Below are 23342 nucleotides of genomic sequence, written 5' to 3'. Positions count from 1 at the left end.
TGGCATGGACACCCTGCTTCCCCCCCTTCCCCTGCTCCTCGCCTTCCTCGGCGCCAGCCTGGTGCTGGCCGTCACGCCGGGACCGGCCGTGGTCTACATCCTCACGCGCACGCTGGCGCAGGGGCGCGCCAGCGGCCTGGCCTCGGTGGCGGGCGTGGCGCTGGGCAACCTGGGCAACGCCGCGGGCGCGGCGCTGGGGCTGGCGGCGCTGTTCGCGGTGTCGGCCGCGGCCTTCACCGTCGTGAAATGGCTCGGCGCGCTGTACCTGATCTACCTCGGCGTGCGCCTGTGGCGCCAGGGCGATGCGCCGGCGGATGCGCCGCAGGTCCGCGCGCAAAGCCACCGGCGCGTGTTCACCGACGGCTTCGTGGTCGCACTGCTGAACGCCAAGACGGCGCTGTTCTTCGCCGCCTTCCTGCCGCAGTTCATGAACCCGCAGGGCGCGGTGCTGCCGCAGAGCCTGCTGCTGGGCGCGCTGTTCGTGGCGGTGGCGGCGGCTACCGATTCGCTCTACGTGCTGGGCGCCAGCGTGCTGGCGCCGCGGCTGCAGCGCGGGCTCGCGCAGGCGCGCCTGGGACGCCGCGTGGCCGGCACCTCCTTCATCGCACTGGGGCTGCTGACGGCGCTGTCGGAGCGGCCACAGGCCTGAGCCCCACGGCCTGAGCCGGCCCATCTCCAGTGAAACCCCGACCGGCCGGCCGGCCGGCGGGGCCCCTGCATACTGTTCCGCATGCTGACCATCAACAAACTCCTGCCCCGTGGGCAATCCCTGGCGCCCGCGCTGCGCCGCCGTGCCGCCACCGTGGAGCTCGACTGGGACACGCGCCAGAAGAGCCGTTTCGAAGCCACCGACAGCCAGGGCCGCCGCCTGGGCGTGTTCCTGCCGCGCGGCAGCGTGGTGCGCGGCGGCGACGTGCTCGTGGCCGAGGACGGCTCGCTGGTGGTGGTGCAGGCCGCGCCCCAGCCGGTGCTGGAAGTGCGCGCCGCCAACGCCTTCGACCTGCTGCGCGCCGCCTACCACCTGGGCAACCGCCACGTGCAACTGGAGCTGCAACCCGAGCTGCTGAAGCTGGAGCCCGACCACGTGCTGGCGCAGATGCTGCGCCAGATGGGCCTGCAGGTCGCCGAGGCCCAGGCGGCCTTCGAGCCCGAGGCCGGCGCCTATGCGGCGGGCGGCCACGCGCATGCCCATGGGCACGAGCACGACCATGGGCATGTGCATGGCCCCGGCTGCGGGCACGACCACGCCCATGACCATTCGCACGGCGACGGCCACCGGCCTGCGCACGCGCATGACCACGGCCATGTGCACGGGCCGGGCTGCGGCCATGACCACGGGCACGAGCATGCGCACGCCCCGGCCGCGCAGCCCGCTGCCGCCGCGCCTTCGCGCGGCAAGCCGCTGGGCATCCCGGTCGCGTCCGCGCCCGTGCCGCACGTGCACGGCCCCGGCTGCGGGCACGACCACTGATGGCGCCCGGCGCGCTGCTGGACCTGCTGTGGCTCGCCTCGCCGGCGCTGCCGGTGGGCGGATTCAGCTACTCCGAGGCGCTGGAGGCGGCGGTCGAGGCCGGGCTGGTCACGAACGAGGAACAGGCCAGCGCCTGGTTGCTGGACCAGCTCAACCTGTCACTGGCGCGCGCGGACCTGGCCGTGGTCGCCGCCGCGCATGCCGCGTGGCTGGCCGGCGACGAGGGCCGCGTCCGCGCCCTCAACGACTGGGTGCTGCTCACGCGCGAGAGCAGCGAGCTGCGCCAGCAGGCCGAGCAGATGGGCCGTTCCATGCTGGAGTGGCTGCGCAACCAACCCGAGGGCGCCGACGACCCACGGCTGGCGCAACTGGCCAGCCTGAAACCGCCCACCTGGCCCGTGGCCTGGGCGCTGGGCGCGGCGCGTGGCGGCGCGGCGCTGGAGCCCTCGCTGGTGGCGCACGCCTTCGGCTGGGCCGAGAACCTGGTGCAGGCCGCGCTCAAGGCGGTGCCGCTGGGCCAGAGCGCCGGGCAACGCATCCTGGCGGCGCTGGCGCGCGACATCCCGGCCGCGGTGGCGCACGCGCTGCGCCTGGACGACGACCATCGCCAAGCCTTCACGCCCATGCTCGCCATCCTGTCCGCCCGGCACGAGACCCAGTACTCCCGCCTTTTCCGTTCCTGACCCCCGAGACGCGATGAATAAGCTGCATTCGATTCCCAACCGCACCAAGAAACTACCGCCGCTGCGCGTGGGCGTGGGCGGCCCGGTGGGCTCGGGCAAGACCACCCTGGTCGAGATGCTGTGCAAGACCATGCGCGAGCGCTGGGACCTGGTGGTGGTCACCAACGACATCTACACCAAGGAAGACCAGCGGCTGCTGACCGTGGCCGGCGCGCTGGACCCCGAGCGCATCATGGGCGTGGAGACCGGCGGCTGCCCGCACACCGCCATTCGCGAGGACGCCTCCATCAACCTCGAAGCCGTGGACCGCATGCTGGAGAAATTTCCGGACGCGGACGTGGTGTTCATCGAGTCCGGCGGCGACAACCTGGCCGCCACCTTCAGCCCCGAGCTGTCGGACCTGACCCTCTACGTCATCGACGTGGCCGCGGGCGAGAAGATCCCGCGCAAGGGCGGCCCCGGCATCACCAAGAGCGACCTCTTCGTCATCAACAAGACCGACCTGGCGCCCCACGTCGGCGCGGACCTGTCGGTGATGGAAGCGGACACCCGGCGCATGCGCCCCAACCGCCCCTACGTGATGACGAACCTGCGCACCAGGCAGGGCCTGCAGGAGGTGGTGGACTTCATCGAGACGCGCGGGATGCTGCGTCCGGCCTGAGCGGCCACTCTCGACGTGGCGCGCGGTGAAAGGCGCCGCACCCCACGTCACCCCGGTATCCTCCGGAGCGCCCCAGGCTGAAGGGCACACTGCCTGCTGAAGCCTGTGGTTCCGAAACTCCGAAACATGCAAGGAGCACCCATGGGTCTGTTCAATTTCGTGAAGGAAGCGGGCGAGAAGCTGTTCCACCGTGGCGAGGACAAGCCCGCCGCGGCCCCAGCCCCGGCCGCGGCGCCGACGCAGGCGGACGTGGCGCGGCTGAACCAGGAAGCGGGAGACGCGATCGAGCGCTACGTGCAGCAACTGGGCTTGCAGGTGCAGGGGCTGCAGATCAGCTTCGACGGCGCCAGTTCCACCGCCACCGTCGCCGGCCAGGCGCCGGACCAGGCAACCAAGGAGAAGGTGCTGCTGGCCTGCGGCAACGTGCAGGGCGTGGCGGCGGTGACGGACCAGATGACGGTGGCCGGCGCGCAGGCGGCCTCCACGGACCAGGTGCAGAACGCCTCGCAGGCGCCGGCGCAGTTCCACACCGTGGCCTCGGGCGACACGCTCTCCAAGATCTCGGCCAAGTACTACGGCAACGCCAACGAGTACAACCGCATCTTCGAGGCCAACAAGCCCATGCTGTCGGACCCGAACAAGATCTATCCGGGCCAGGTGCTGCGGATTCCGCCGAAGCAGTAAGGCGCAGGCCGGGAAACCGGCGCCCCAAAACAACGATGCCCGCTTGAAGCGGGCATCGGCACATCAGGGAGTAAAGAACTACCGCGGGCTCAGACCGCCACCAGGGAGATCACCCGGCGCGGCGCGGCCGGCACCGGGGCGGCGGGCAGGTTCGTCGCCGCGGCGATGCTGGTGGACGCGGCATGCTTGGCCAGCGCTTCCTCGAAGGTCTCCACCGCGCAATCCTCGCAGCAGCCGCAGTTGCGGGCGATGCAGGTTTCGTCCTGCAGCGTCTCGAAATCGCGGGTTCCGGTGCGCACCGCCTCGCGGATGTCGCGGTCGCTGATACGGTGGCAGAGGCAGACGATCATGGCGGCACTCACTGATGAAGTGCAGCCAGTATCTCAAATGAGAATGCTTCTCAGCAATTATTCCTTGCGTCTCCAGGGGCCTTGGCTGGTGGGTTTCCCCGGTGGCAAAGGAGCCGGGTAGCGGGCGCGGCAAGGAATGCGCCACCGCGCCCGTCGCCCCTGAGACGGCGGCCCGCTCAGGAGCCGCTGTGGTCCATCTGCGACTGCAGGTAGTTCTGCTCGCCGACCTGGCCCACGAGGTCGATCTGGGTTTCGAGGTACTCGATGTGTTCCTCGGTGTCGTCGAGGATGTCGGTGAGCAGGTCGCGCGTCACGTAGTCGCGCACCGTCTCGCAGTGGGCGATGGCGTCGCGCAGCACCACGGCGGAGCCCACTTCCAGCTTCAGGTCGCAGCTCAGCACCTCGATGGCGTTCTCGCCGATGAGCAGCTTGCCCAGGTCCTGCAGGTTGGGCAGGCCTTCGAGCATGAGGATGCGGTCAATGAGCTTGTCCGCATGCTTCATCTCCTCGATCGACTCCTCGTACTCGTGCTTGGCCATGCGGCCGAAGCCCCAGTGCTTGAGCATCCGGTAGTGCAGGAAGTACTGGTTGATGGCCGTGAGCTCGTTCTTGAGCTGGGCGTTGAGGAAGTCGATGACTTGCGGATCACCCTTCATGAAGCACTCCTTGTTCTGTTGTTGACTAGGGAAGTAAGGATTGTGGTCCGGTGCCCCGAGGCGGTACGGCTTGCCCCTAGCAACCCGCTCTGGACGCGACGCATTCGCAAGGCCTGGCCCCGGGGATTGCCCCGCGCTCAGGCCTGGATCAGCCCCCAGCGCAGCGCCACCAGCGTGAGCTCGGACTGGTTGCTGGCGTTCAGCTTCTGCTTCACGTGGTAGAGGTGCGTGCCCACGGTGCTGGGCGAGAGCTTCAGATCGCTGGCGATCTGCGCCACGCTGCGCCCGCGCGCGAGCTGGATGAAGACGGCGAACTCGCGCTCGCTCAGCAGCTCCACCGGGCTGGCGTCGCCTTCGAGCTGCGCCAGCGCCAGCGCCTGCGCGGTGCGCGCGTCCACGTGGCGCCGCCCCTGCGCCACCGCCCGCACCGCGGCCACGAGCTCGTCGGGCGCCACGCGCTTGGCCAGATAGCCCAGCGCGCCGGCGCGCAGCACGCGCTGCGGATGCGCCGTGTCCTCGTGCGCCGACAGCACCAGGATGCGCGCGCGCGCGTCCTGCGCCAGCAGCCGGCGCACCGCTTCCAGGCCACCCATGCCCGGCATGGACAGGTCCATCAGCACCACGTCGGGGCGCACCGAGGCGTAGAGCTGGCAGGCCTGCTCGCCGTCGCCGGCCTCGCCCACCACTTCCATGCCGGCATCGGCCAGCAGCATGCGAAAGCCCATGCGCACCAGCGCGTGGTCGTCCACCAGCAGCACCCGCGTCACGGCGCGCACCTCCCGGCCCGGGATGGCGTTGTCCTCACGGCTTCTCCTCGTCGTCCTGATCCGGCCGCGCCGCCGATGGCGTGGCCTGTGGGTCGTCCGGTGGCTGCAGCGGCAGCCACACCTCCAGCTCCACGCCCTGTGGCGCGGCGGGCTGCACGCTCAGCCGCCCGCCCTGGGCGCTGACGCGCTCGTCCAACCAGCGCAGGCCGTGATGGCCCGGGCGCTCCTGCCACTGCGCGGGCAGGCCGCGGCCGTCGTCGCGCAGCCGCAGCCGCAGCGCACCGGCCTCGACCCAGAGCTTGATCTCGATGCGCTGCGCCGCACCGTGGCGCAGCGCGTTGGTCAGCCCTTCCTGCGCGGCGCGGTACAGCGCCAGCGCCGCCTCGGTGACCAGCGCCGGCATCCCGCAGGGCAGCACCAGCGACAGCTGTAGCCCGGGATGCGTCCGGCGCATGCGCTCGACCAGGTCTTGCAGCGCGGCGCTCAGGCCCATGCTGTCCAGCACCAGCGGCGCCAGGCGCGGAATCAGCCCGTGCATGGCGTCGTACAGCCGCAGGGACTCGTCGGCGATGAGCTGCGCCGCCTGGCGCGACTCCTCGTCCGGCACGCGCCGCGCCACAGCCAGCGCCAAGCTGCGGATGGCGGTGACGGACTGCCCGAACTCGTCGTGCAGTTCGCGCGCGATGGTGCGGCGCTCCTGCTCGATGTGGTCGTCCAGCCAGCGCGCGAGCTCGCGGCTGTCGCCCAGCCGGCGCTCGGCCAGCACGGCGCGCTTCTCGGTGTCGATGTGGGTGCGCAGCTGCGCCACCATGCGGTTGAAGGCGCTGCCGATGGCCGCCGCCTCGGTGCCCGGCAGCGGCGGCAGCCGCACGTCGAAACGGCCCGATTCCAGCTGTTCCAGCGCCCGCACGATGCGCCCGAAGGGCCGCACCGCGCGCCCCACCAGCCAGAACACCAGCGCGTTGAGCGCCACCAGCAGCGCCAGCGCCACGGCCGTGAAGCGCAGCAGTTCGTCCCAGGCGTCCAGCGCGGCGCGCGAGGCGTTGGCCGTGACCTCCAGCCGCCCGTCGGGGAATTCGTAGGCCTGCATCAGCGGCTCGGGCGCGATGTAGTGCGCGAACCACTCCGGCGCGTCGCGCCCCGCCTTGTAGGGCGAAGGCGGTGAGGTATAGAGCACCCGCCCCTGCGCATCGGTGAGCGTGACGTCGTTGGAGCGGATGCGCCCCACGCCGTTGAGGAAGGCCAGCATTCCCGGCGTGCCCTGCGCGGCGTAGAGCCAGGCGGTGCGGTTGAGCAGCTGCGTCGCGACGCGGTTGGCGGCGACGACCTCCTCCTTCACGGAGTCGCGCAGGTTGTTGAGCTTGAGCACCAGCAGCCAGGCGACGAACAGCAGCGTCAGGACGCCCACCAGCCCGTTGACCTGCGCGCGCAGGCCCCAGGAGCCGCGGCGCGGCGCGGCGGCTGCGGGCTGCGCCGGCGCGTCGGTGTCCGGGGCGGCTGGCGGCTGGCTCGTGCCGGGACGATCCAGCACGCTCATGGCAGCCCCCCGAAGTCACCCTGCGCCGCGAAGGCGTCCAGCGCGCGCCGCAGCGCCGCCTGCAGCAGCGGGTGCGCCGGGTCGTGGCCCACGCCGGGCAGCATCTCCAGCGTCGCCCAGGGCACGGCGGCCTGCAGCGCAAGCGCGCCTTCGGGCGGGCACACGGCGTCCTGCGCGCCGTGCAGCAGGTGCACCGGCACGCGCGGCAGCGCCGCGCAGCGCTCCAGCAGCGGTGGCGACTGCAGCCAGCAGCCCTGGCGCAGGTAGTGCGCCTGCACGCGGTAGCGGTCCACCAGCGCGGCCAGCGCCTCGCCCTCGGGCGCCGCGGTGCCCTCGTCGTGCCCGCAGCGCTGCCGTTCCCACCACCACCAGCGCAGCGACAGCGCCCGCGCCGCCTCGGCTTCCATTTCGGGCAGCGTGCGCCACCCTTGGGCCAGTTCCTCCGGCGCGCCGTCGAAGAAAGCGGCGATGTCCTCCTCGCGCGCCAGGAAGGTGTTGCGCAGCAGCAGCCCGCTGACCGCCTCGGGCTGGTCCAGCGCATGCGCCAGGGCCAGCGTCGCGCCCCAGGAGCCGCCCACCACCAGCCAGCGCTCGATGCCCAGGCGCCGGCGCAGCAGCCACAGGTCGTCCAGCAGCTTTTCGGTGGTGTTCTTCAGCAGGCTGCCGCGCGGCACGCTGTGCCCGGCGCCACGCTGGTCCGGACAGATCAGGCGATAGCGCTCCAGGTCGAAACCCTGGCGCAGCAGCGGGCTGCAGCCGGAGCCCGGGCCGCCGTGCAGCAGCAGCGCGGGCAGGCCGTCGTCACGGCCCCATTCCTCCACGTGCAGCACGTGGTCGTGGCCCACGGGCCAGGCGTGGGTGCGCAGCGGTGATGCGTACAGCTCGGAAGACACGCGGCGATGGTATCGGCCACGGCAAGCACCCCGGCGCGGCGCGGGGTGTCCGCCGCAGATTCATGATTTTCATGAGGCGCGATTCCAGACCTCCCGCCTGTGGCGCACCGGCCGTCGGCGAGACGATGGCGCCTGGAACGACGTTCCCGCGGACGCTCCAAGACTCACAAGGCGCCGCGCCACCACAAGGAGACCTGAGCATGCAATGGACGACCCCTACCGCCACCGATCTGCGTTTCGGCTTCGAAATCACGATGTACGTGGCGGCTCGCTGATCGACTGACAGCGACCAAGCCGGGGCGGCACGGTGCGAGCCGTGCCGCCCCGCGCACATCCAGATCACGGGATCACGGGACGCCATGCGCATCACCATCCTGGGCTCCGCCGCCGGCGGAGGCTTTCCGCAGTGGAACTGCAACTGCCGCAACTGCGCCGGACAGCGCGCCGGCACCGTGCGCGCCAAGGCCCGCACGCAGTCTTCCCTCTTCATCCAGCCCGACGCGGGCGCCGACGGGCTGCTGCTCAACGCCTCGCCGGACATCCTCCAGCAGATCAAGGCCACGCCGGCACTGCAGCCCGGGCGCAGCCTGCGCGACAGCGCCATCGCCGCGGTGCTGCTCATCGACGGCCAGATCGACCACGCCACGGGCCTGTTCATGCTGCGCGAGCGCACCAGCCCGCTGCCGCTGTGGTGCACCGACCCGGTGGCGCAGGACCTGAGCGAGGGCAACCCGGTGCTGCGCGTGCTCACGCACTACTGCGGCGTGGACCGCCACCGCATCCAGCCCGACGGCTCGGCCTTCGAGATCCCGGGGCTGGCGCCGCTGGTGTTCCGCGCCATTGCGCTCTCCAGCAAGGCCGCGCCCTACTCGCCGCACCGTGACGCGCCGGAGCCAGGCGACAACATCGGGCTGCTGGTCACGGACCCGCGCAGCGGGCGCACGCTGTTCTACGCGCCGGGCCTGGGCGAGATCGACGCGCAGGTGTTCGACGCCATGCACCAGGCCGACGCCGTGCTGGTGGACGGCACCTTCTGGACCGACGACGAGATGCAGCGCCTGGGCCTGAGCCGCAAGACCGCGCGCGACATCGGCCACCTGGCGCAGAGCGGCCCGGGCGGCATGGTCGAGTGGCTGGACAAGCTGCCCCCCTCCACCCGCCGCCTGCTCATCCACATCAACAACACCAATCCCATCCTCGACGAGGACTCGGCCGAGCGCGCCGAGCTCGACCGCGCGGGCATCACCGTGTGCGAGGACGGCATGACCCTCGACCTCTGAGCCTCAACAACACAACGACAACGGAGACCCATCATGCGCGCCGACATCCTGTACCAAGCCGCCCCCGCCCATGACGACCGCCCGGCCTGGAGCCGCGAGGAGTTCGAAGCCAAGCTGCGCGAGCGCGGACGCAGCTATCACATCCACCACCCGTTCAACGTGATGCTCAACACCGGCAAGGCCACGCCGGAGCAGGTGCGGGGCTGGGTGGCCAACCGGTTCTATTACCAGATCGCGATTCCCGTGAAGGACGCGAACGTGATGGCCAACTGCCCCGACCGCGAAGTGCGCCGCGGCTGGGTGCAGCGCATCCTGGACCACGACGGTTTTGAAATCGGCGGCATCAAGGACCCGGGCGGCATCGAGGCCTGGTTGCGGCTGGCGCAGGCCGTGGGCTTGAGCCGCAAGGAGGTCGAGGACCTGCGCCATCTCGTCCCGGCCGTGCGCTTCGCGGTGGACGCGTATGTGAACTTCGCGCGCAAGGCGCCGTGGCAGGAGGCGGTGTGCTCCTCGCTGACGGAGCTGTTCGCGCCCGAGATCCACAAGCAGCGCCTGGCGACCTGGCCGCAGCACTACGGATGGATCGAGGCCGAGGGGCTGACCTACTTCCGCAACCGCGTCAGCCAGGCGCGGCGCGACGTGGAGCAGGGCCTGGCGATCACGCTGGACCACTTCAACACCCGCGCGCTGCAGGAGCGGGCGCTGGAGATCCTGCAGTTCAAGCTCGACATCCTGTGGGCCATGAACGACGCCATGGCGCAGCGTTACGGAGTCAACACGTGAACGCCGCGCCGCCGCTGGAAAGCAGCCCGCGCATCGGCCGCGGGTTCAGGCTGCAGTGGGAGGAAGTCCAGAACTGCTTCGTGCTGCTCTACCCGGAAGGCATGGTGAAACTCAACCAGAGCGGCGGCGAGATCCTCAGGCGCTGCGACGGCACGCGCAGCGTGGCGCGGATCGTCGAGGAGCTGGAGCAGGCTTTCGGCATGCAGGGCCTGGAGAAGGACGTGGTGGCCTTCATGGAGATTGCCGGCAAGCAGCGCTGGCTGGAGTGGGAGGCCGCCTGATGTCATCGCCCCTGCCCGCCACCAGCGCCGCGCTGGCCGCGGCGCGCCCCGGCCCGCCGCTGTGGCTGCTGGCGGAGGTCACGTACCGCTGCCCGCTGCACTGCGTGTTTTGCTACAACCCGGTCGATTTCGCCCGGCACGATCAGGAGCTGTCCACCGCCGAGTGGCTGCGCGTGCTGCGCGAGGGCCGCGAGCTGGGTGCCGTGCAGTGCGGCTTCTCCGGCGGCGAGCCGCTGCTGCGCGAGGACCTGGAAGATCTCGTCGCCGAGGCGCACCGCCTGGGCTACTACACCAACCTGCTGACCTCGGGCGTGGGTCTCACGCCCCAGCGCGCCCGGGCGCTCAAGGCGGCGGGGCTGGACCACGTGCAGCTCTCGTTCCAGGACTCGACCAGGGAAGTCAACGACTTCCTCTCGCACACCAAGACCTTCGAGCTGAAGCGCCGCGTCGCCGCGCTGATCAAGGAACAGGGCTGGCCGATGGTGATGAACGTGGTGCTGCACCGCCTCAACATCGACCACATCGACCCGATCATCGCCCTGGCCGACGAGTTGGGCGCGGAGTACGTGGAGCTGGCCAACACGCAGTACTACTCCTGGGCCTTCCTCAACCGCGAGCAGCTGCTGCCCACGCGCGAGCAGCTGCGGCGCGCCGAGGCCGTGACCGACGCCTGGCGCCTGAAGCTGGGCGACCGGATGAAGCTGTTCTTCGTCGCGCCGGACTACCACGAGGGCCGGGCCAAGAAGTGCGTCAACGGCTGGGGGAACATGTTCATCACCGTCACGCCCGACGGCGACCTGCTGCCCTGCCACACCGCCAAGATGCTGCCGGGCCTCAGCTTTCCCAATGTGCGCGAGAGTTCGCTGCGCGCGGCCTGGTTCGATTCCGAGGGCTTCAACCGCTACCGCGGCACGGGCTGGATGAAGGAGCCCTGCGCCAGCTGCGAGCACAAGGAACAGGACCTGGGCGGCTGCCGCTGCCAGGCTTATTTGATCGCCCACGACGCCGAGGCCGCCGACCCGGTGTGTGCCAAGAGTCCGCACCACCACCTGGTGCAGGAAGCGGTGCAGCGCGCCGAAAGCGGCGCACCGGCGCCGGTGCGTGAACAGCCACTGGTGTTCCGGGATCCGGTCAATTCGCGCCGGCTGACGCCGGCGGGGGTGCGCTGACAGTCTCATTCCACGCCCCTGGCCTTCGCTCACTGCTGTCCGGGGAAAGTGGCTGGACGTTGGCCGGGAGCTGAGCTGCCTCGCCAACGACTCCGTCATTCCCGCGAAGGCGGGAATCCAGGCGGTCCCACGTCAGCACGAAGCCTGGACGCTGCGAACCAGGACCTGAGCCCCGACGTTCCACCCGATCTGCTTGCGGCGGCTTGGGGGCCGCATGGACTCCCGCCTTCGCGGGAGTGACGAAGCAGGAGGCGAAACGGCTTGGCTCACGAGATGCCACGGCGCGGAAATTTTCCTGGACACCCACGCCCCTTCGCACTTACGACGACGCCCGCTCCAACCCATTAAGTAAGAAGGCGCCAACTCACCGCGCCCGCCTCCCTTAATTCCTCCTTCATCCCCCTTCCCCAGCATCACGCCCACGAAGAAGTCTCCGCCGCGCCGCGCGGCGTCTTTCGAGGAGCATGTGTGCTGTCCCTGTCCCTACCGCCGCGGGAGCCGGCGGATCCTTCGATGTGCGCCCCGGCCAGGCGGCCGGGCCTGCGGGTCCATGGTCCCGACTCGGCCGGCCGTGACGCCGTCGAGGCCTTCATCCACGAGGTCTACCGCCGCCGCTACGGGGCCCGGGTGCGGCACTTCGCGCCGGTGCTGGTGAGCCTGCGGGACCCCGCCAGCGGGGAGGTAGTGTCTGCTGCGGGCTACCGCTCGGCTGCGCAGGGGCCGCTGTTCCTGGAGCACTACCTGGAAGCGCCGGTCGAGACGCTGCTGGAGCGCCACGCCGGCGCCGCGCCGCAGCGCGCGAGCATCGTGGAGCTGGGCCACCTGGCGGCCAGCCGTGCCGGCGAAGGCCGCCGCCTCATCCGCGAGATCGGCCCGCACCTGGCCGCCTGCGGCTTCCAGTGGGGCGTCTGCACGCTGACGCGGGAGCTGCGGCACCTGTTCGTGCGGCTGGGCATCGCGCAAATGGCGCTGGGCCGGGCCGATCCGGCCGCCCTGGGCACCCAGGCCGCCGATTGGGGCCGTTACTACGAGCACAGCCCGGTGGTGGTGGCGGGCCAGCTGCAGCTGGCCCTGCAGGGGCTGGCCCGCCGCGGAGACCCTGCATGAGGCCGGCACTGGACGACGGGCACCACGCCTGGCCGGCGGTCGAGCTGGAGCGCGCCATCGACGCGGCCACGGCAGCCCTGCGCCAGGCCGGCACGCGCGTGCTGGCCTCGGTGCTGGACAACACGCCGGCCTTCGTCGCGCTCGACATGGCCACGCTGCGCGCGGACGTGGTGCACGTACCGCTGCCCCTGTTCTTCACGCCGCAGCAGATGCGGCATGCCCTGGCCGCCGCCGGCGTGGACACGCTGCTGGCCCTGCCGATGCTGGCCGCGGGCTGGCCGGCGCTGCCCTGGAACCCGGTCCAGGTCGCCGGCGAGACACTGCTGCAGGCGCCGCTGCCCGCGGCGCCGGTCACGCTGCCGCCGGGCACGGCCAAGATCACCTTCACTTCCGGCACCACCGGTGCGCCCAAGGGCGTGTGCCTGGGCGCCGACGCGATGCAGCGGGTCGCGCGCGGACTGGCCGAGGCCACGGCGCCACTGGGCATCGAGCGCCACCTCAACGCCCTGCCTTTCGCGGTGCTGCTGGAGAACATCGCCGGCCTGATGGCGCCGCTCGCCCAGGGCGCCACCTGCGTGACGCTGCCGCTGCAGGCGCTGGGACTGTCGGGCTCGTCGAGCTTCGACGCCGCGTGCTTCCAGGGCGTGGTCGAGCGCCACCGGCCGCACAGCCTGATCCTGCTGCCGCAAATGCTGCGCGCCTGGTGCGGCGAGCTACAGCGCAGCGGCCGGCGCGCGCCGGACTCGCTGCGGCTCGTGGCCGTGGGCGGCGCCGCGGTGGGCGAGCCGCTGCTGCACGCCGCGCAGGCGCTGGGCATCCCGGCCTGCGAGGGCTACGGGCTGTCCGAAGGCGCCTCGGTGCAGACGCTGAACCTGCCCGGCGCCCAGCGCCCGGGCAGCGCCGGCCGCGCGCTGCCGCATGCGCGCCTCCGTGTCGCGGCCGACGGCGAGCTGGAAGTCGGCGGCAGCCTGTTCAGCGGCTACCTGGGCGATCCCTCCCCGGTGCCACCCTGGTGGCCTACCGGCGACCTCGGCCACATCGATGCCGACGGCTACGTCCACGTGCGCGGGCGCCGCAAGCACGTGCTGATCACGTCCTTCGGCCGCAACGTGTCGCCGGAGTGGGTGGAGACCGCGCTGCGCAGCCACCCAGCCGTGGCGCAGGCGGTGGTCTTCGGCGACGGCCAGCCCGCGCTCAGCGCCGTGCTGTGGCCGCTGGATCCACGGGCCTCCGAGGCGGCGCTGCAGGCGGCCGTGGACACCGCCAACGCCACCCTGCCCGACTACGCCCGCGTCGCGCGCTGGACCCGAGCCCGCGCCGCCTTCGACGCCGCCTCGGGCCTGTCCACCCCCAACGGCCGGCCGCTGCGCGCAGCGATCCTGCGCCGCCATGCCGACACGCTGGACCTCCCGGCACCGGCTGATACCGCCGACAACCCCACACCCGCCACTGCCTGAACCGACAGCCGACCGCCATGAGCTTTTTCGCCCAACTCCTGGAACAGACCGACGCCGCGCGCCGCTCGCTGCTGGAGGTGCCCATCATCCAGGGCTGCCTGCGCGGCGAGGTCTCCCTCCCGAGCTACCAGGCCTTCCTGCGCGAGGCCTACCACCACGTGCGCCACACCGTGCCGCTGCTGCAGGCCACGCGCGCGGCGCTGCCGCCGCGGCACGACTGGCTGCGCGGCCCGCTGGACGAGTACATCGCCGAGGAGGCCGGGCACGACGAATGGATCCTGAACGACATCACGGCCTGCGGCGGCGACGCCGAGGCCGTGCGCCACGGCGCGCCGGGCCACGCTACCGAGGTGATGGTGGCCTACGCCTACGACACCATCGCGCGAGGCAACCCGCTGGGCTTCTTCGGCATGGTGCACGTGCTCGAAGGCACCAGCGTGGCGCTGGCGCTGCGCGCGGCCGACGCCATCCAACTGCGGCTGCGGCTGCCCGATGCCGCCTTCAGCTACCTGCGCTCCCACGGCACGCTGGACCAGGAGCACACCGCTCACTTCGCGCGGCTGATGGACCGCATCGGCGACCCGCGCGACCAGGCCGCCATCGTGCACGCCGCGCGCGCCTTCTTCCGCCTGTACGGCGACGTCTTCCGCGGCCTGCCGCTGCCCGCCGTCGCGGAGGCGGCATGAAAGCCGCCGAAGCGCGGGTGCTGCTGACCGGCGCCAGCGGCGGCATTGGCCAGGCCATGGCGCGCACGCTGCTGCGCTCCGGCGCCGCGGTGATGGGGGTCGGACGCTCCGCCATGCCGGCGCTGCCCATGGGCACCGCCTGGGTGCAGGCTGACCTGGCGCGGGAGGATGGCATCGCCACCGTGGCCCGGGCCGCTGCGCAGTGGCAGCCCAACATCGTGGTGCACGCCGCGGGCGTGCCGGGCTTCGGCGCCCTGGCCGGGATGCCGCCGTCGCGCATGGACGAAGTCCTGGACCTGAACCTGCTCGCGCCGATGCGGCTGACGCAGGCGCTGCTGCCACAGTTGCTGGCCCAGCGGTACGCGCAGCTCGTCTTCGTCGGCTCCGCGCTCGGACGCATCGGGCTGCCGGGCTTCTCGGTCTACGGCGCCAGCAAGGCCGGCCTGCACGGCTTCGCCGAGGCCCTGCGGCGCGAGCTGGCCGACACCCCGGTGCGGGTGCAGATCCTGGGCCCGCGCAGCACGCGCACCGCCTTCAACGACGCCGAGGTCGAGGCCTACAACCGTGCCACCGGCACCGCCATGGACAGCCCCGAGACGGTCGCCGCGGCGCTGCTGGCGCTCATCGAGAGCGAGGCCGCGGAGCGCTTCATCGGTTTCCCCGAGCGCCTGGCCGTGCGCCTGAACGGCCTGCTCGGCGCCCTGTTCGACGGCTCCTTCCGCCAGCACCGCCGCAGCCTGCAGGCATTCCCTTCCCAACCGCTGTCCCAAAGAAAACCCTCATGAACAAGACCCTTGCGGGCCTGCTGGCCCTGTGCGGCGCACTGCCCGTCCTGGCCACCGCCGCCCCCGTGGACGACGCCGTCACCGAGCTTCAGCACGACTGGGAGGTGATCCGCTACCAGACCCCGGCCGCCGAGCGCGAGAAGCGCTTCGAGGCCCTGGCGGCCAAGGCGCACCAGGTCAGCGCGAGCTTCCCCGGCCGCAGCGAGCCGCTGGTGTGGGAAGGGATCATCGTCAGCTCCTGGGCCGGCGAGAAAGGCGGCCTGGGCGCGCTGTCCCTGGCCAAGCAGGCCAAGGCGCTGTACGAGCAGGCGATCCAGATCGACGGCAACGTGCTCGACGGCTCGGCCTACAACAGCCTGGGCGTGCTCTATTACAAGGTGCCGGGCTGGCCGCTGGGCTTTGGCGACAAGGCCAAGGCTGGCGAGCTGCTGCGCAAGGCGCTGACGATCAATCCCAAGGGCATCGACCCGAACTTCTTCTACGCCGAGTACCTGGTGGAAACCAAGCACGCCGACGAGGCGACGCCGTACCTGGAGCGGGCGCTGCAGGCGCCGCCGCGGCCGGGCCGCCAGATCGCCGACACCGGCCGGCGCGAGGAGGCGCGCGCGCTGCTGGCCAAGGTCAAGGCGCCCTGAACAGCCGCGCCACCACGCCACGGCCGTCCGCGCGCGTGCCGTGTGCCAGCGCCAGCCCGTGCAGCGCGGCGATGCGCCGCGCGATCGACACGCCCAGGCCGCTGCCGCTCTCGGCCTGCCCGTCCAGGCGATGGAAGCGCTCGCCCAAGTGCTGCAGCACCTGGGCCGGCAGCGGCGGACCGTCGTTCTCCACGCGCAGCTCCCCGGCGTCGAAGTACAGCGCCACCGTGGAGCCCCGCGGCGCGTAGCGCACGGCGTTGTCCAGCAGGTTGCGCAGCAGCACGGCCAGCAGGTCGACGTCGCCCTGCAGCGGGAAGGCCGGCGCATCCGCCGGCGGCCAGTGGCAGGCCAGTTCGATGTCGCGCCGCTCGGCCAGTGCCAGCACGTCGCCCATGACCTGCTCCACGACCGGCACCCACGCCACCGGCGCGCTGCGCGGCAGCCGCTCGGTGGCCTCCAGGCGCGACAGCGCCAGCATCTGCGTCACCAGCCGGTCCATGCGGTCCAGCCCGGCGCCCAGGCGGGCCTGGGCCTGCTCGCGCTCGGCCGGATCGGCGGCGCGGCGCAGCACATCCCACTGCGCGCGCAGCACCGCCAGCGGTGTGCGCAGCTCGTGCGCCGCATCGGCGGTGAAGCGCCGCTCCCGCGCCAGTGTGGCCTCCACGCGCGCGAACAGCCCGTTCATGGCCGCCAGCAACGGCTGCAGCTCGCGCGGCGCGTGGTCCACGGGCACGGGCTGGAGGTCGTCGGCGTTGCGGGAGCGCAGCTCGGCCGTGAGGCCGCGCACCGGTGCCAGCGCCCGCCGCACGCCCCAGGCCATGGCGCCCAGCAGCACCGGCAGCACCAGCAGCCAGGGCAGCAGGTGGCTGAAGACCAGGTTCCACACCACCTCGTCGCGCTCGTAGCCGCGCTGCCCGGCGGCGACCAGCCAGTCGCCGCGCGGCGACTGCAGGTAGTACACATGCCACGCGTCGCCGTCGAGCGTCAGCTCGACGAAGCCGGCGGCGTCGGGCCGGTAGGGCAGCCGCGCGCCTTCGCGGTCCACCATCTGCAGCTCGCCCCGGGCATTCCAGACCGCGATGGCGGCGTCGCGCAGATCGGCTTCGCCCGAAGGGCCCTCCTGCGCCGAGGACGGTGCCCCCGCGGCATCGGCCTTGCGCAGCGTGGCCTGCACCTGGCGCGCGAGCCGGATGATGTTGGTGTCGAAGAACTCGTTGACCTCGTGGCGCGTGCGGTTGGCCGACACCAGCAGCGCGACGGCCCATGCCAGCGGGGCGCACAGCAGCAGCACCACCAGCAGCCGCCGCTGCAGGCTCACGTCAAGCTTTCGGCCGCGCCGAGCGCGTAGCCCACGCCGTGCAGCGTGCGCACCACGCCGGGATGGATCTTGCGGCGCAGGTTGTGCACGTGGACCTCCAGCGCGTTGCTCTCGGGCCCGGCGTCGTCCCAGTCGTAGAGCTTCTCGCGCAACTGCGCCTTGGACAGCACGCGCTGCGGATGCATCAGCAGCACTTCCAGCAGCGTGAGCTCGCGGCCGGTGAGCCTGACCGGCGCACCGCGCCAGAGCACCTGCCGCGTGGCCGGCTCGTAGCTCAGCGCGCCGTGGGTCCACACCTCCTGGGTGCGGCCCGTGGCCCGGCGCAGCAGGGCACGCAGCCGGGCCGCGAGCTCGTCGATCGAGATCGGCTTGATGAGGTAGTCGTCGGCACCGGCGTCCAGGCCGGCGATGCGCTGCTCGACGCCGTCGCGCGCGGTGAGGATCAGCACCGGCAGCGCCAGATTCCTTTTCCCGCGCCAGCGGCGCAGCCACTCCATGCCGTCGGCGCCAGGGAGGCCCAGGTCGAGCACCAGCGCGTCATAGTCAGTGGCGTCCAGCGCGGCGTCGGCCTGCGCTCCGTCGCGGAACCAGTCCACCGTGTGGCCGACCTGGCGCAGGCCCGCGGCCAGCGCCTCGCCGAGCTGGGCGTCGTCCTCGACGATCAGCAAACGCATGGCTGGCGGCGTTGGCCCAGCCCGAGGCCTTCGGGCCTCCCGGCCGCGTCGATGGCGTGTCCCCGCATTGGCCGGACCTCGTGGCGGCGACCGCGGCTCAGCGCAGCTGCACCGAGGTCTGCAGCGCGCGCACCGCGCCGGCGCCGACGGCTGCGCCGAAGCGCTTGGCCAGGCGTTCGGCCACGTTCTCCTTGGGCGTGTAGTCGATGACCTCCTCGGCCTTGACCACCTCGCGCGCGACGTGGTCGAGGTTGCCGAAGTGGTCGGCCAGGCCTTGCGCCACGGCGTCCTCGCCGTTCCAGAACAGGCCCGAGAAGGTCTGCGGCGTTTCCTTGAGCCGCTCGCCGCGGCCGTCCTTGACGACCTTGATGAACTGCTGGTGGATCTGGTCGATCATGGCCTGCGCGAAGGCGCGCTGCTGCGGGTTCTGCGGCGAGAAGGGGTCGAGCATGCCCTTGTTGTCGCCCGCGGTGAGCAGCCGCCGCTCGATGCCGAGCTTGTCCATCAGCCCGGTGAAGCCGAAGCCGTCCATGAGCACGCCGATGGAGCCCACCAGGCTGGCCTTGTCCACGAAGATCTCGTCGGCAGCCACGGCGATGTAGTAGGCGCCGGAAGCGCACATCTCCTCCACCACGGCATAGACCGGCTTCTTGTGCAGTGCCTTGAGGCGGCGGATCTCGTCGTTGATGATCCCGGCCTGCACCGGCGAGCCGCCGGGGCTGTTGATGCGCAGCACCACGGCCTGCGCGGCACGGTCCTCGAAGGCGGTGCGCAGCGCGGCGACGATGTCCTCGGCGTTGGCTTCGGTGTCCACGGCGATCTCGCCGCGCACCTCGATCAGCGCCGTGTGCGGGACGCCGCTGGGCCCGGCCACGTGCGAGCGCTGCACCAGCAGCGCCCAAGCAATGGCCAGGAACAGGCCCAGCCAGGCCAGGCGAAAGAAGATGCGCCAGCGCCGCTCGCTGCGACGCTCACGCACGAACTCGCGCGCCACCTGTTCCATCACGGCCTCGTAGCTCGCGCGCGGCGGCGGGGCGGCCTCGCGCGGCGGCGTGGGCGGTGTATCCGGCACATCGCCGGGCCGGGCTTCGTCGTTCATGGTGGGGAGCTCTCTGCAGAAGGTTCAGCCGGCAAGGGCGGCCGGACGGCCGCACAAGGATACCAATACACCTGCGAGCCCCGTTCCTCGACGCGCAGCGCCCGCAGCCGCCCTCGCCCGCACGGTCCGCCCACGCAGCGCCCCGTGGCCGGCTCGTAGGCCGCGCCGTGGATGGAGCACAGGATCCACTCCCGGCTGCTGTCCAGGAACTCGCCGGGCTGCCAGTCCATCTCCACCGGCACGTGGGCGCAGCGGTTGATGTAGGCCACCACGCGCCCGTCGAAGCGCAACGCGAAGGCGCGCGCGGGCTGGCCCCACAGCAGCACGTCGAACACCAGCGCCTTGCCTTTCTCGGCCAGGTCGGCGCCGGCGCACAGGCGCAGCGGCGTGGTCTCGGCAGCCGGCCCTGGCTCAGGCATGGTCGATCAGCCAGCGGTGCAGCTCGGCCGTGGAGTGCAGCACCGCCAGCGGCCCGTAGGCGTCGAAGGCCTCGTGCGAGTGCGCGCCGTAGCTCACGGCCAGGCTGGGCGTGCCGGCATTGAGCGCCAGCTGCAGGTCGTGCGTGGTATCCCCGATCATCAGCGTGCGCTCGGGCTCGGCGCCGAACTCGCGCATGAGCTCCAGCAGCATGCGCGGGTCGGGCTTGGAGGCGGTCTCGTCGGCGGTGCGGGTGCCGTCGAAGATGCCCGCGAGCTGCGAATGCGCCAGCGCCTCGTCCAACCCGCGCCGGGCCTTGCCGGTGGCCACGGCCATCCAGTGGTGGCGTGCCTTGAGCGCCTGCAGCATCTCCAGCGCACCCTCGAAGAGGCTGAGCTCGTGCTGGCGCGCGAAATAGTGGTGGCGGTAGCGCTGCGCCAGCGCCGGATAGCTCGCGGGCTCCAGCCCCGGCACGGCTTGGCGCAGTGCGTCCTGCAGCCCCAGGCCGATGACATAGGCCGCGGCCTCGTTGGAAGGCACCGGCACGCCCAGGTCGGCACAGGCGTCCTGGATGCAGCGCACGATCAGCGCCGTGGAGTCGAAGAGCGTGCCGTCCCAGTCGAAGACGATCAGATCAAAGCGGCGAGGCAGGTTCATGGGGGCGTGAAGCAGGGTTGATGGCGGCGGCTTGGCCGTCAGAGATGTTCCAGCAGGCGCACGCACTCCGGCGGCAGCGGCGCTTCGAGCTCGATGCGTTGGGCGGTGGCAGGATGGTCGAAGGCCAGGCGCCGCGCGTGCAGGAACATGCGCTCGAAACGCAGCCCCGGCACCTGTTCGCCGCGCGCCAGGGCGTGGTTGAGGGCGAAGTCGCCGTACTTGTCGTCGCCCGCGATCGGGCAGCCCTCGTTGGCCAGGTGCACGCGGATCTGGTGCGTGCGTCCGGTCTTGATGGTCACGTCCAGCAGCGTGAACTTCTGGAAGCGCTGGACGATGCGCACCAGCGAGATGGAGCGGCGCCCCTCGGCGTGGTCGGCGTCCACGGCACGCACGCGGCGCTCGCCGGCGGCGTCGAGGTATTTATGAAGAGCGACGTCGATGACCTTCTTCTTCTCCGGCCAGGCGCCCGCCACCAGTGCGGCGTAGGTCTTGCCCGTGTCGCGGGCGCGGAACTGGTCCTGCAGCGAAGTCAGCGCGCTGCGCTTCTTGGCGATGAGCAGCAGCCCGGAGGTCTCCTTGTCCAGCCGATGCACCAGTTCCAGGAATTTCGCCCCGGGCCGCGCGCGGCGCAGCTGCTCGATCACGCCGAAGCTCACGCCGGAGCCGCCGTGCACGGCCACGCCGGCGGGCTTGTCGATGACCAGCAGGTGCTCGTCCTCGAACAACACCGGGAATTCGCGCGCGGGCACCGGTGGCGCGGCCGTGGGCGCGGGCAGCCGCACCGGCGGCACGCGCACCTCGTCGCCGATCTCTAGCCGCGTGTCGGCGCTGGCGCGGCCCTTGTTGATGCGCACCTCGCCCGAGCGGATGACGCGGTAGACGTGCGTCTTGGGCACGCCCTTGAGCACGCGCAGCAGGAAGTTGTCCAGGCGCTGGCCCTGCGAGCCCTCGTCCACCGTGAGACGCTGCACGCTCGGGGCGGGCGCAACGTTCGGGGTCTTGACAGCCGGCTGCGTGGCTGCGGAATTGGCGCCTATAATGCGTCGGCCCATGTGTGTTGTAAGTGCTTGATTTTTCAGAGTTTACTGGCACTGCAACATGCACCGGCTGCGCGCAAGCGCAAAAACCCGGTGATGCAACGCGATTGCCCGGCGGCGGGCCCGGTCCCCAAGTGACCCGGCAGCCGGCCCGGTACAGCGGAAGAGACACCGTAGAAGAAGCAACCCCCCTGCCGTGTGGCAGGGACCGAACAAGGTTTTCAAGGGTGCGAGGCCTGCAGGGCCTTGTCCCCGCGTCCAGTGACCGTGCGCATGTTGTCGCCGTCTCCCCTCGAACTGACCGTTGAGCGACCCCGGGATACCGGCGCGGTCGCCACCGGCCTGCCTGTCGCCGGTAGCGACGGGCCGCGGAGATGCGTCTTCGGTGCTTGTTTTGCTGTTGTGCCGCACGCAGCCCCGCTGCCGTGCCAGGCACCTGCTTGATGGCGGCCCCGGGCGATTCCTGACCGACGCTTCTTCCACGTTCTCTCGTGCATCGGACAGCCGCCCATGGAGGACATGGGCGGCGCTGCTAAAGAGAGGCGGCTGCGTGGAGCGGCCGCGGGAGTGCCCATGAAGCGCATGCTGATCAACGCCACGCAGCCCGAAGAGCGGCGGCTGGCCATCGTCGACGGCCAGAAGCTGCTCGACTTCGAAACCGAGATCGAAGGCCGCGAGCAGCGGAAAGGCAACATCTACAAGGCCGTCGTCACGCGCGTCGAGCCTTCGCTGGAAGCCTGTTTCGTCGACTACGGCGAGGACCGCCACGGCTTCCTGCCGTTCAAGGAGATCTCGCGCCAGTACTTCAAGGAAGGCGCCGAGGTCAAGAACGCGCGCATCAGCGACGTGATCCGCGAAGGCCAGGAACTCCTGGTGCAGGTGGAAAAGGAAGAACGCGGCAACAAGGGCGCGGCGCTGACCACCTTCATCAGCCTGGCCGGGCGCTACCTGGTGCTCATGCCCAACAACCCGCGCGGCGGCGGCGTGAGCCGGCGCATCGAGGGCGAGGACCGCGAGGAGCTCAAGGAGGCGATGGACCAGCTGGACCATCCCAAGGGCATGAGCCTCATCGCCCGCACCGCCGGCATCGGCCGCACCGTGGCCGAGTTGCAGTGGGACCTCAACTACATGCTCAAGCTCTGGAGCGCCATCGACGGCGCCGCCCAGGCGGGCAAGGGCGCGTTCCTGATCTACCAGGAGAGCTCGCTCGTCATCCGCGCCATCCGCGACTACTTCACCTCGGACGTCGGCGAGATCCTGATCGACACCGACGACATCTACGAGCAGGCGCAGCAGTTCATGAACCACGTGATGCCCGAGATGGCACCGCGTGTGAAGCGCTACCGCGATGACGCGCCGCTGTTCAGCCGCTTTCAGATCGAGCACCAGATCGAGACGGCCTTCGCCCGCACGGTGAACCTGCCCTCCGGCGGCGCCATCGTCATCGACCACACCGAGGCGCTGGTGGCCATCGACGTCAACTCCGCGCGCGCCACGCGCGGCGGCGACATCGAGGAGACCGCCACCCGCACCAACCTCGAAGCCGCCGACGAGATCGCACGCCAGATGCGGCTGCGCGACCTGGGCGGGCTGATCGTGGTGGACTTCATCGACATGGAGGAGTCCAAGAACCGCCGCGAGGTCGAGCAGCGGCTGCGCGACGCGCTGCGCCAGGACCGCGCCCGCGTGCAGTTCAGCTCCATCTCCAAGTTCGGGCTGCTGGAACTCTCGCGCCAGCGCCTGCGCCCGGCGCTCTCGGAGGGCAGCCACATCACCTGCCCGCGCTGCAACGGCACGGGCCACATCCGCGACACCGAGTCCTCGGCGCTACAGATCCTGCGCATGGTTCAGGAGGAGTCCATGAAGGACAACACCGCCGCCGTGCACGTGCAGGTGCCGGTGGAGGTGACGAGCTTCCTGCTCAACGAGAAGCGCACCGAGATCACCAAGATCGAGCTCAAGCAGCGCGTGACGGTGCTGCTGGTGCCCAACAAGCACCTGGAGACGCCCAACTACAAGCTGGAGCGGCTGCGCCACGACGATCCGCGCCTGGAGAACCTGCAGGCCAGCTACACGATGATCGAGGAGCCCGACGACGAGGTCGGGATCACGCGGCGCGAGAAGACCAAGCCGAAGCAGGAGCCGGTGATCAAGGGCATCCTGCCCGAGACGCCCGCCCCGATGGCGCCGCCCAAGCCGGCCCCCGCGCCGGCTCCGGTGGCCGCCCCCGCCCCGGCCCCCGCGCCCGCTCCCGC

Annotated in this window: 27 protein-coding genes; 16 read left to right on the top strand and 11 right to left on the bottom strand. The window is 71.3% G+C overall.

Annotated elements, in window-relative coordinates:
- Window positions 1-4 precede the first annotated feature (4 nt).
- The 5 genes from Q0741_RS24280 (at window position 5) to lysM (ending at window position 3499) form a co-directional block, all read left to right on the top strand.
- Window positions 5-649, top strand: a complete 645-nt coding sequence (locus tag Q0741_RS24280) for a LysE family translocator (protein WP_298235770.1) — start codon at window positions 5-7, stop codon at window positions 647-649.
- Between the two features lie 81 nt (window positions 650-730).
- Entirely contained in the window at window positions 731-1471 is a 741-nt protein-coding gene (gene ureE / locus Q0741_RS24275) for an urease accessory protein UreE (RefSeq protein ID WP_298235769.1), read from the top strand.
- Window positions 1471-2154, top strand: a complete 684-nt coding sequence (locus Q0741_RS24270) for an urease accessory protein UreF (RefSeq protein WP_298235768.1) — start codon at window positions 1471-1473, stop codon at window positions 2152-2154. Before ureE ends, Q0741_RS24270 begins: the two co-directional genes overlap by 1 nt.
- 13 nt (window positions 2155-2167) lie before the next feature.
- The gene (gene ureG / locus Q0741_RS24265; RefSeq protein ID WP_298235767.1) at window positions 2168-2815 is read left to right on the top strand and encodes an urease accessory protein UreG; all 648 of its coding nucleotides are present in this window, start codon (window positions 2168-2170) and stop codon (window positions 2813-2815) included.
- A gap of 141 nt (window positions 2816-2956) precedes the next feature.
- Complete coding sequence (lysM, locus tag Q0741_RS24260; RefSeq protein WP_298235766.1) at window positions 2957-3499, top strand: peptidoglycan-binding protein LysM; 543 nt, start codon at window positions 2957-2959, stop codon at window positions 3497-3499.
- Window positions 3500-3588: 89 nt separating this feature from the next.
- Here the strand turns inward: lysM and Q0741_RS24255 are convergent, their stop codons facing one another.
- The 5 genes from Q0741_RS24255 to Q0741_RS24235 form a co-directional block, all read right to left on the bottom strand.
- Complete coding sequence (locus Q0741_RS24255) at window positions 3589-3849, bottom strand: (2Fe-2S)-binding protein (protein ID WP_298235765.1); 261 nt, start codon at window positions 3847-3849, stop codon at window positions 3589-3591.
- Between the two features lie 176 nt (window positions 3850-4025).
- Window positions 4026-4505 (bottom strand): bacterioferritin, encoded by a 480-nt coding sequence (bfr, locus tag Q0741_RS24250; RefSeq protein ID WP_028996315.1) that lies wholly within the window; start codon window positions 4503-4505, stop codon window positions 4026-4028.
- A 137-nt stretch (window positions 4506-4642) separates the two neighbouring features.
- Window positions 4643-5272: a response regulator gene (locus Q0741_RS24245; RefSeq protein ID WP_298235764.1), complete on the bottom strand. Its 630-nt coding sequence runs from the start codon at window positions 5270-5272 to the stop codon at window positions 4643-4645.
- Between the two features lie 34 nt (window positions 5273-5306).
- Window positions 5307-6809 carry a HAMP domain-containing protein gene (locus Q0741_RS24240; protein ID WP_298235763.1) on the bottom strand — a complete coding sequence of 501 codons (1503 nt, stop codon included), beginning with the start codon at window positions 6807-6809 and terminating at the stop codon, window positions 5307-5309.
- Entirely contained in the window at window positions 6806-7702 is an 897-nt protein-coding gene (locus tag Q0741_RS24235) for an alpha/beta fold hydrolase (protein WP_298235762.1), read from the bottom strand. The genes Q0741_RS24240 and Q0741_RS24235 overlap by 4 nt, the downstream gene beginning before the upstream one ends.
- 200 nt (window positions 7703-7902) lie before the next feature.
- Here Q0741_RS24235 and pqqA point away from each other — a divergent pair, with 200 nt between their 5' ends.
- The 10 genes from pqqA (at window position 7903) to Q0741_RS24185 (ending at window position 15885) form a co-directional block, all read left to right on the top strand.
- Entirely contained in the window at window positions 7903-7977 is a 75-nt protein-coding gene (pqqA, locus tag Q0741_RS24230) for a pyrroloquinoline quinone precursor peptide PqqA (protein ID WP_156901272.1), read from the top strand.
- 84 nt (window positions 7978-8061) lie between these two features.
- A complete protein-coding gene (pqqB, locus tag Q0741_RS24225; protein ID WP_298235761.1) occupies window positions 8062-8982 on the top strand; it encodes a pyrroloquinoline quinone biosynthesis protein PqqB in 921 nt (306 codons plus the stop codon).
- A gap of 33 nt (window positions 8983-9015) precedes the next feature.
- The gene (pqqC, locus tag Q0741_RS24220; protein ID WP_298235760.1) at window positions 9016-9765 is read left to right on the top strand and encodes a pyrroloquinoline-quinone synthase PqqC; all 750 of its coding nucleotides are present in this window, start codon (window positions 9016-9018) and stop codon (window positions 9763-9765) included.
- Window positions 9762-10046: a pyrroloquinoline quinone biosynthesis peptide chaperone PqqD gene (gene pqqD / locus Q0741_RS24215; RefSeq protein WP_298235759.1), complete on the top strand. Its 285-nt coding sequence runs from the start codon at window positions 9762-9764 to the stop codon at window positions 10044-10046. The genes pqqC and pqqD overlap by 4 nt, the downstream gene beginning before the upstream one ends.
- Window positions 10046-11215 carry a pyrroloquinoline quinone biosynthesis protein PqqE gene (gene pqqE, locus Q0741_RS24210; RefSeq protein WP_298235758.1) on the top strand — a complete coding sequence of 390 codons (1170 nt, stop codon included), beginning with the start codon at window positions 10046-10048 and terminating at the stop codon, window positions 11213-11215. The genes pqqD and pqqE overlap by 1 nt, the downstream gene beginning before the upstream one ends.
- 468 nt (window positions 11216-11683) lie before the next feature.
- Window positions 11684-12322, top strand: coding sequence for a thermostable hemolysin (locus tag Q0741_RS24205; RefSeq protein WP_298235757.1), 639 nt, complete (start codon window positions 11684-11686; stop codon window positions 12320-12322).
- Window positions 12319-13779 carry an AMP-binding protein gene (locus Q0741_RS24200; protein ID WP_298235756.1) on the top strand — a complete coding sequence of 487 codons (1461 nt, stop codon included), beginning with the start codon at window positions 12319-12321 and terminating at the stop codon, window positions 13777-13779. The genes Q0741_RS24205 and Q0741_RS24200 overlap by 4 nt, the downstream gene beginning before the upstream one ends.
- A 17-nt stretch (window positions 13780-13796) precedes the next feature.
- Window positions 13797-14465 carry an iron-containing redox enzyme family protein gene (locus tag Q0741_RS24195; RefSeq protein WP_298235755.1) on the top strand — a complete coding sequence of 223 codons (669 nt, stop codon included), beginning with the start codon at window positions 13797-13799 and terminating at the stop codon, window positions 14463-14465.
- Complete coding sequence (locus Q0741_RS24190) at window positions 14462-15250, top strand: SDR family oxidoreductase (protein ID WP_298235754.1); 789 nt, start codon at window positions 14462-14464, stop codon at window positions 15248-15250. Before Q0741_RS24195 ends, Q0741_RS24190 begins: the two co-directional genes overlap by 4 nt.
- Window positions 15247-15885, top strand: coding sequence for a hypothetical protein (locus tag Q0741_RS24185; RefSeq protein ID WP_298235753.1), 639 nt, complete (start codon window positions 15247-15249; stop codon window positions 15883-15885). The genes Q0741_RS24190 and Q0741_RS24185 overlap by 4 nt, the downstream gene beginning before the upstream one ends.
- Here the strand turns inward: Q0741_RS24185 and Q0741_RS24180 are convergent.
- The 6 genes from Q0741_RS24180 to Q0741_RS24155 all read right to left on the bottom strand — a co-directional run bounded on the left by Q0741_RS24180 (window position 15872) and on the right by Q0741_RS24155 (window position 21021).
- Window positions 15872-17203, bottom strand: coding sequence for an ATP-binding protein (locus Q0741_RS24180; RefSeq protein WP_298235752.1), 1332 nt, complete (start codon window positions 17201-17203; stop codon window positions 15872-15874). The genes Q0741_RS24185 and Q0741_RS24180 overlap by 14 nt on opposite strands.
- Window positions 17200-17877, bottom strand: a complete 678-nt coding sequence (locus Q0741_RS24175; protein ID WP_298235751.1) for a response regulator transcription factor — start codon at window positions 17875-17877, stop codon at window positions 17200-17202. Before Q0741_RS24175 ends, Q0741_RS24180 begins: the two co-directional genes overlap by 4 nt.
- 97 nt (window positions 17878-17974) lie before the next feature.
- Entirely contained in the window at window positions 17975-18880 is a 906-nt protein-coding gene (locus Q0741_RS24170; protein ID WP_298235789.1) for a S49 family peptidase, read from the bottom strand.
- 92 nt (window positions 18881-18972) lie between these two features.
- Window positions 18973-19395 (bottom strand): Rieske 2Fe-2S domain-containing protein, encoded by a 423-nt coding sequence (locus Q0741_RS24165; RefSeq protein ID WP_298235750.1) that lies wholly within the window; start codon window positions 19393-19395, stop codon window positions 18973-18975.
- Entirely contained in the window at window positions 19388-20050 is a 663-nt protein-coding gene (locus Q0741_RS24160) for an HAD family hydrolase (RefSeq protein WP_298235749.1), read from the bottom strand. The genes Q0741_RS24165 and Q0741_RS24160 overlap by 8 nt, the downstream gene beginning before the upstream one ends.
- A gap of 38 nt (window positions 20051-20088) precedes the next feature.
- The gene (locus tag Q0741_RS24155; RefSeq protein ID WP_298235748.1) at window positions 20089-21021 is read right to left on the bottom strand and encodes an RluA family pseudouridine synthase; all 933 of its coding nucleotides are present in this window, start codon (window positions 21019-21021) and stop codon (window positions 20089-20091) included.
- Between the two features lie 639 nt (window positions 21022-21660).
- Between Q0741_RS24155 and Q0741_RS24150 the strand changes: the two genes are divergently transcribed.
- On the top strand, window positions 21661-23342 hold a 1682-nt coding region (locus tag Q0741_RS24150; protein WP_298235747.1), incomplete at its 3' end, for an Rne/Rng family ribonuclease.

This window comes from uncultured Azohydromonas sp. (genome assembly GCF_937926365.1).
Classification (GTDB): domain Bacteria; phylum Pseudomonadota; class Gammaproteobacteria; order Burkholderiales; family Burkholderiaceae_C; genus Azohydromonas.
This window is presented reverse-complemented; position numbering and strand designations above follow the sequence as displayed.

Coding starts and splice junctions, on each gene's coding strand:
- Q0741_RS24280 (WP_298235770.1), top strand. CDS start 5: ATGGACACCCTGCTTCCCCCCCTTCCCCTGCTCCTCGCCTTCCTCGGC.
- ureE (WP_298235769.1), top strand. CDS start 731: ATGCTGACCATCAACAAACTCCTGCCCCGTGGGCAATCCCTGGCGCCC.
- Q0741_RS24270 (WP_298235768.1), top strand. CDS start 1,471: ATGGCGCCCGGCGCGCTGCTGGACCTGCTGTGGCTCGCCTCGCCGGCG.
- ureG (WP_298235767.1), top strand. CDS start 2,168: ATGAATAAGCTGCATTCGATTCCCAACCGCACCAAGAAACTACCGCCG.
- lysM (WP_298235766.1), top strand. CDS start 2,957: ATGGGTCTGTTCAATTTCGTGAAGGAAGCGGGCGAGAAGCTGTTCCAC.
- Q0741_RS24255 (WP_298235765.1), bottom strand. CDS start 3,849: ATGATCGTCTGCCTCTGCCACCGTATCAGCGACCGCGACATCCGCGAG.
- bfr (WP_028996315.1), bottom strand. CDS start 4,505: ATGAAGGGTGATCCGCAAGTCATCGACTTCCTCAACGCCCAGCTCAAG.
- Q0741_RS24240 (WP_298235763.1), bottom strand. CDS start 6,809: ATGAGCGTGCTGGATCGTCCCGGCACGAGCCAGCCGCCAGCCGCCCCG.
- pqqB (WP_298235761.1), top strand. CDS start 8,062: ATGCGCATCACCATCCTGGGCTCCGCCGCCGGCGGAGGCTTTCCGCAG.
- pqqC (WP_298235760.1), top strand. CDS start 9,016: ATGCGCGCCGACATCCTGTACCAAGCCGCCCCCGCCCATGACGACCGC.
- pqqE (WP_298235758.1), top strand. CDS start 10,046: ATGTCATCGCCCCTGCCCGCCACCAGCGCCGCGCTGGCCGCGGCGCGC.
- Q0741_RS24200 (WP_298235756.1), top strand. CDS start 12,319: ATGAGGCCGGCACTGGACGACGGGCACCACGCCTGGCCGGCGGTCGAG.
- Q0741_RS24195 (WP_298235755.1), top strand. CDS start 13,797: ATGAGCTTTTTCGCCCAACTCCTGGAACAGACCGACGCCGCGCGCCGC.
- Q0741_RS24190 (WP_298235754.1), top strand. CDS start 14,462: ATGAAAGCCGCCGAAGCGCGGGTGCTGCTGACCGGCGCCAGCGGCGGC.
- Q0741_RS24185 (WP_298235753.1), top strand. CDS start 15,247: ATGAACAAGACCCTTGCGGGCCTGCTGGCCCTGTGCGGCGCACTGCCC.
- Q0741_RS24175 (WP_298235751.1), bottom strand. CDS start 17,877: ATGCGTTTGCTGATCGTCGAGGACGACGCCCAGCTCGGCGAGGCGCTG.
- Q0741_RS24170 (WP_298235789.1), bottom strand. CDS start 18,880: ATGGAACAGGTGGCGCGCGAGTTCGTGCGTGAGCGTCGCAGCGAGCGG.
- Q0741_RS24165 (WP_298235750.1), bottom strand. CDS start 19,395: ATGCCTGAGCCAGGGCCGGCTGCCGAGACCACGCCGCTGCGCCTGTGC.
- Q0741_RS24160 (WP_298235749.1), bottom strand. CDS start 20,050: ATGAACCTGCCTCGCCGCTTTGATCTGATCGTCTTCGACTGGGACGGC.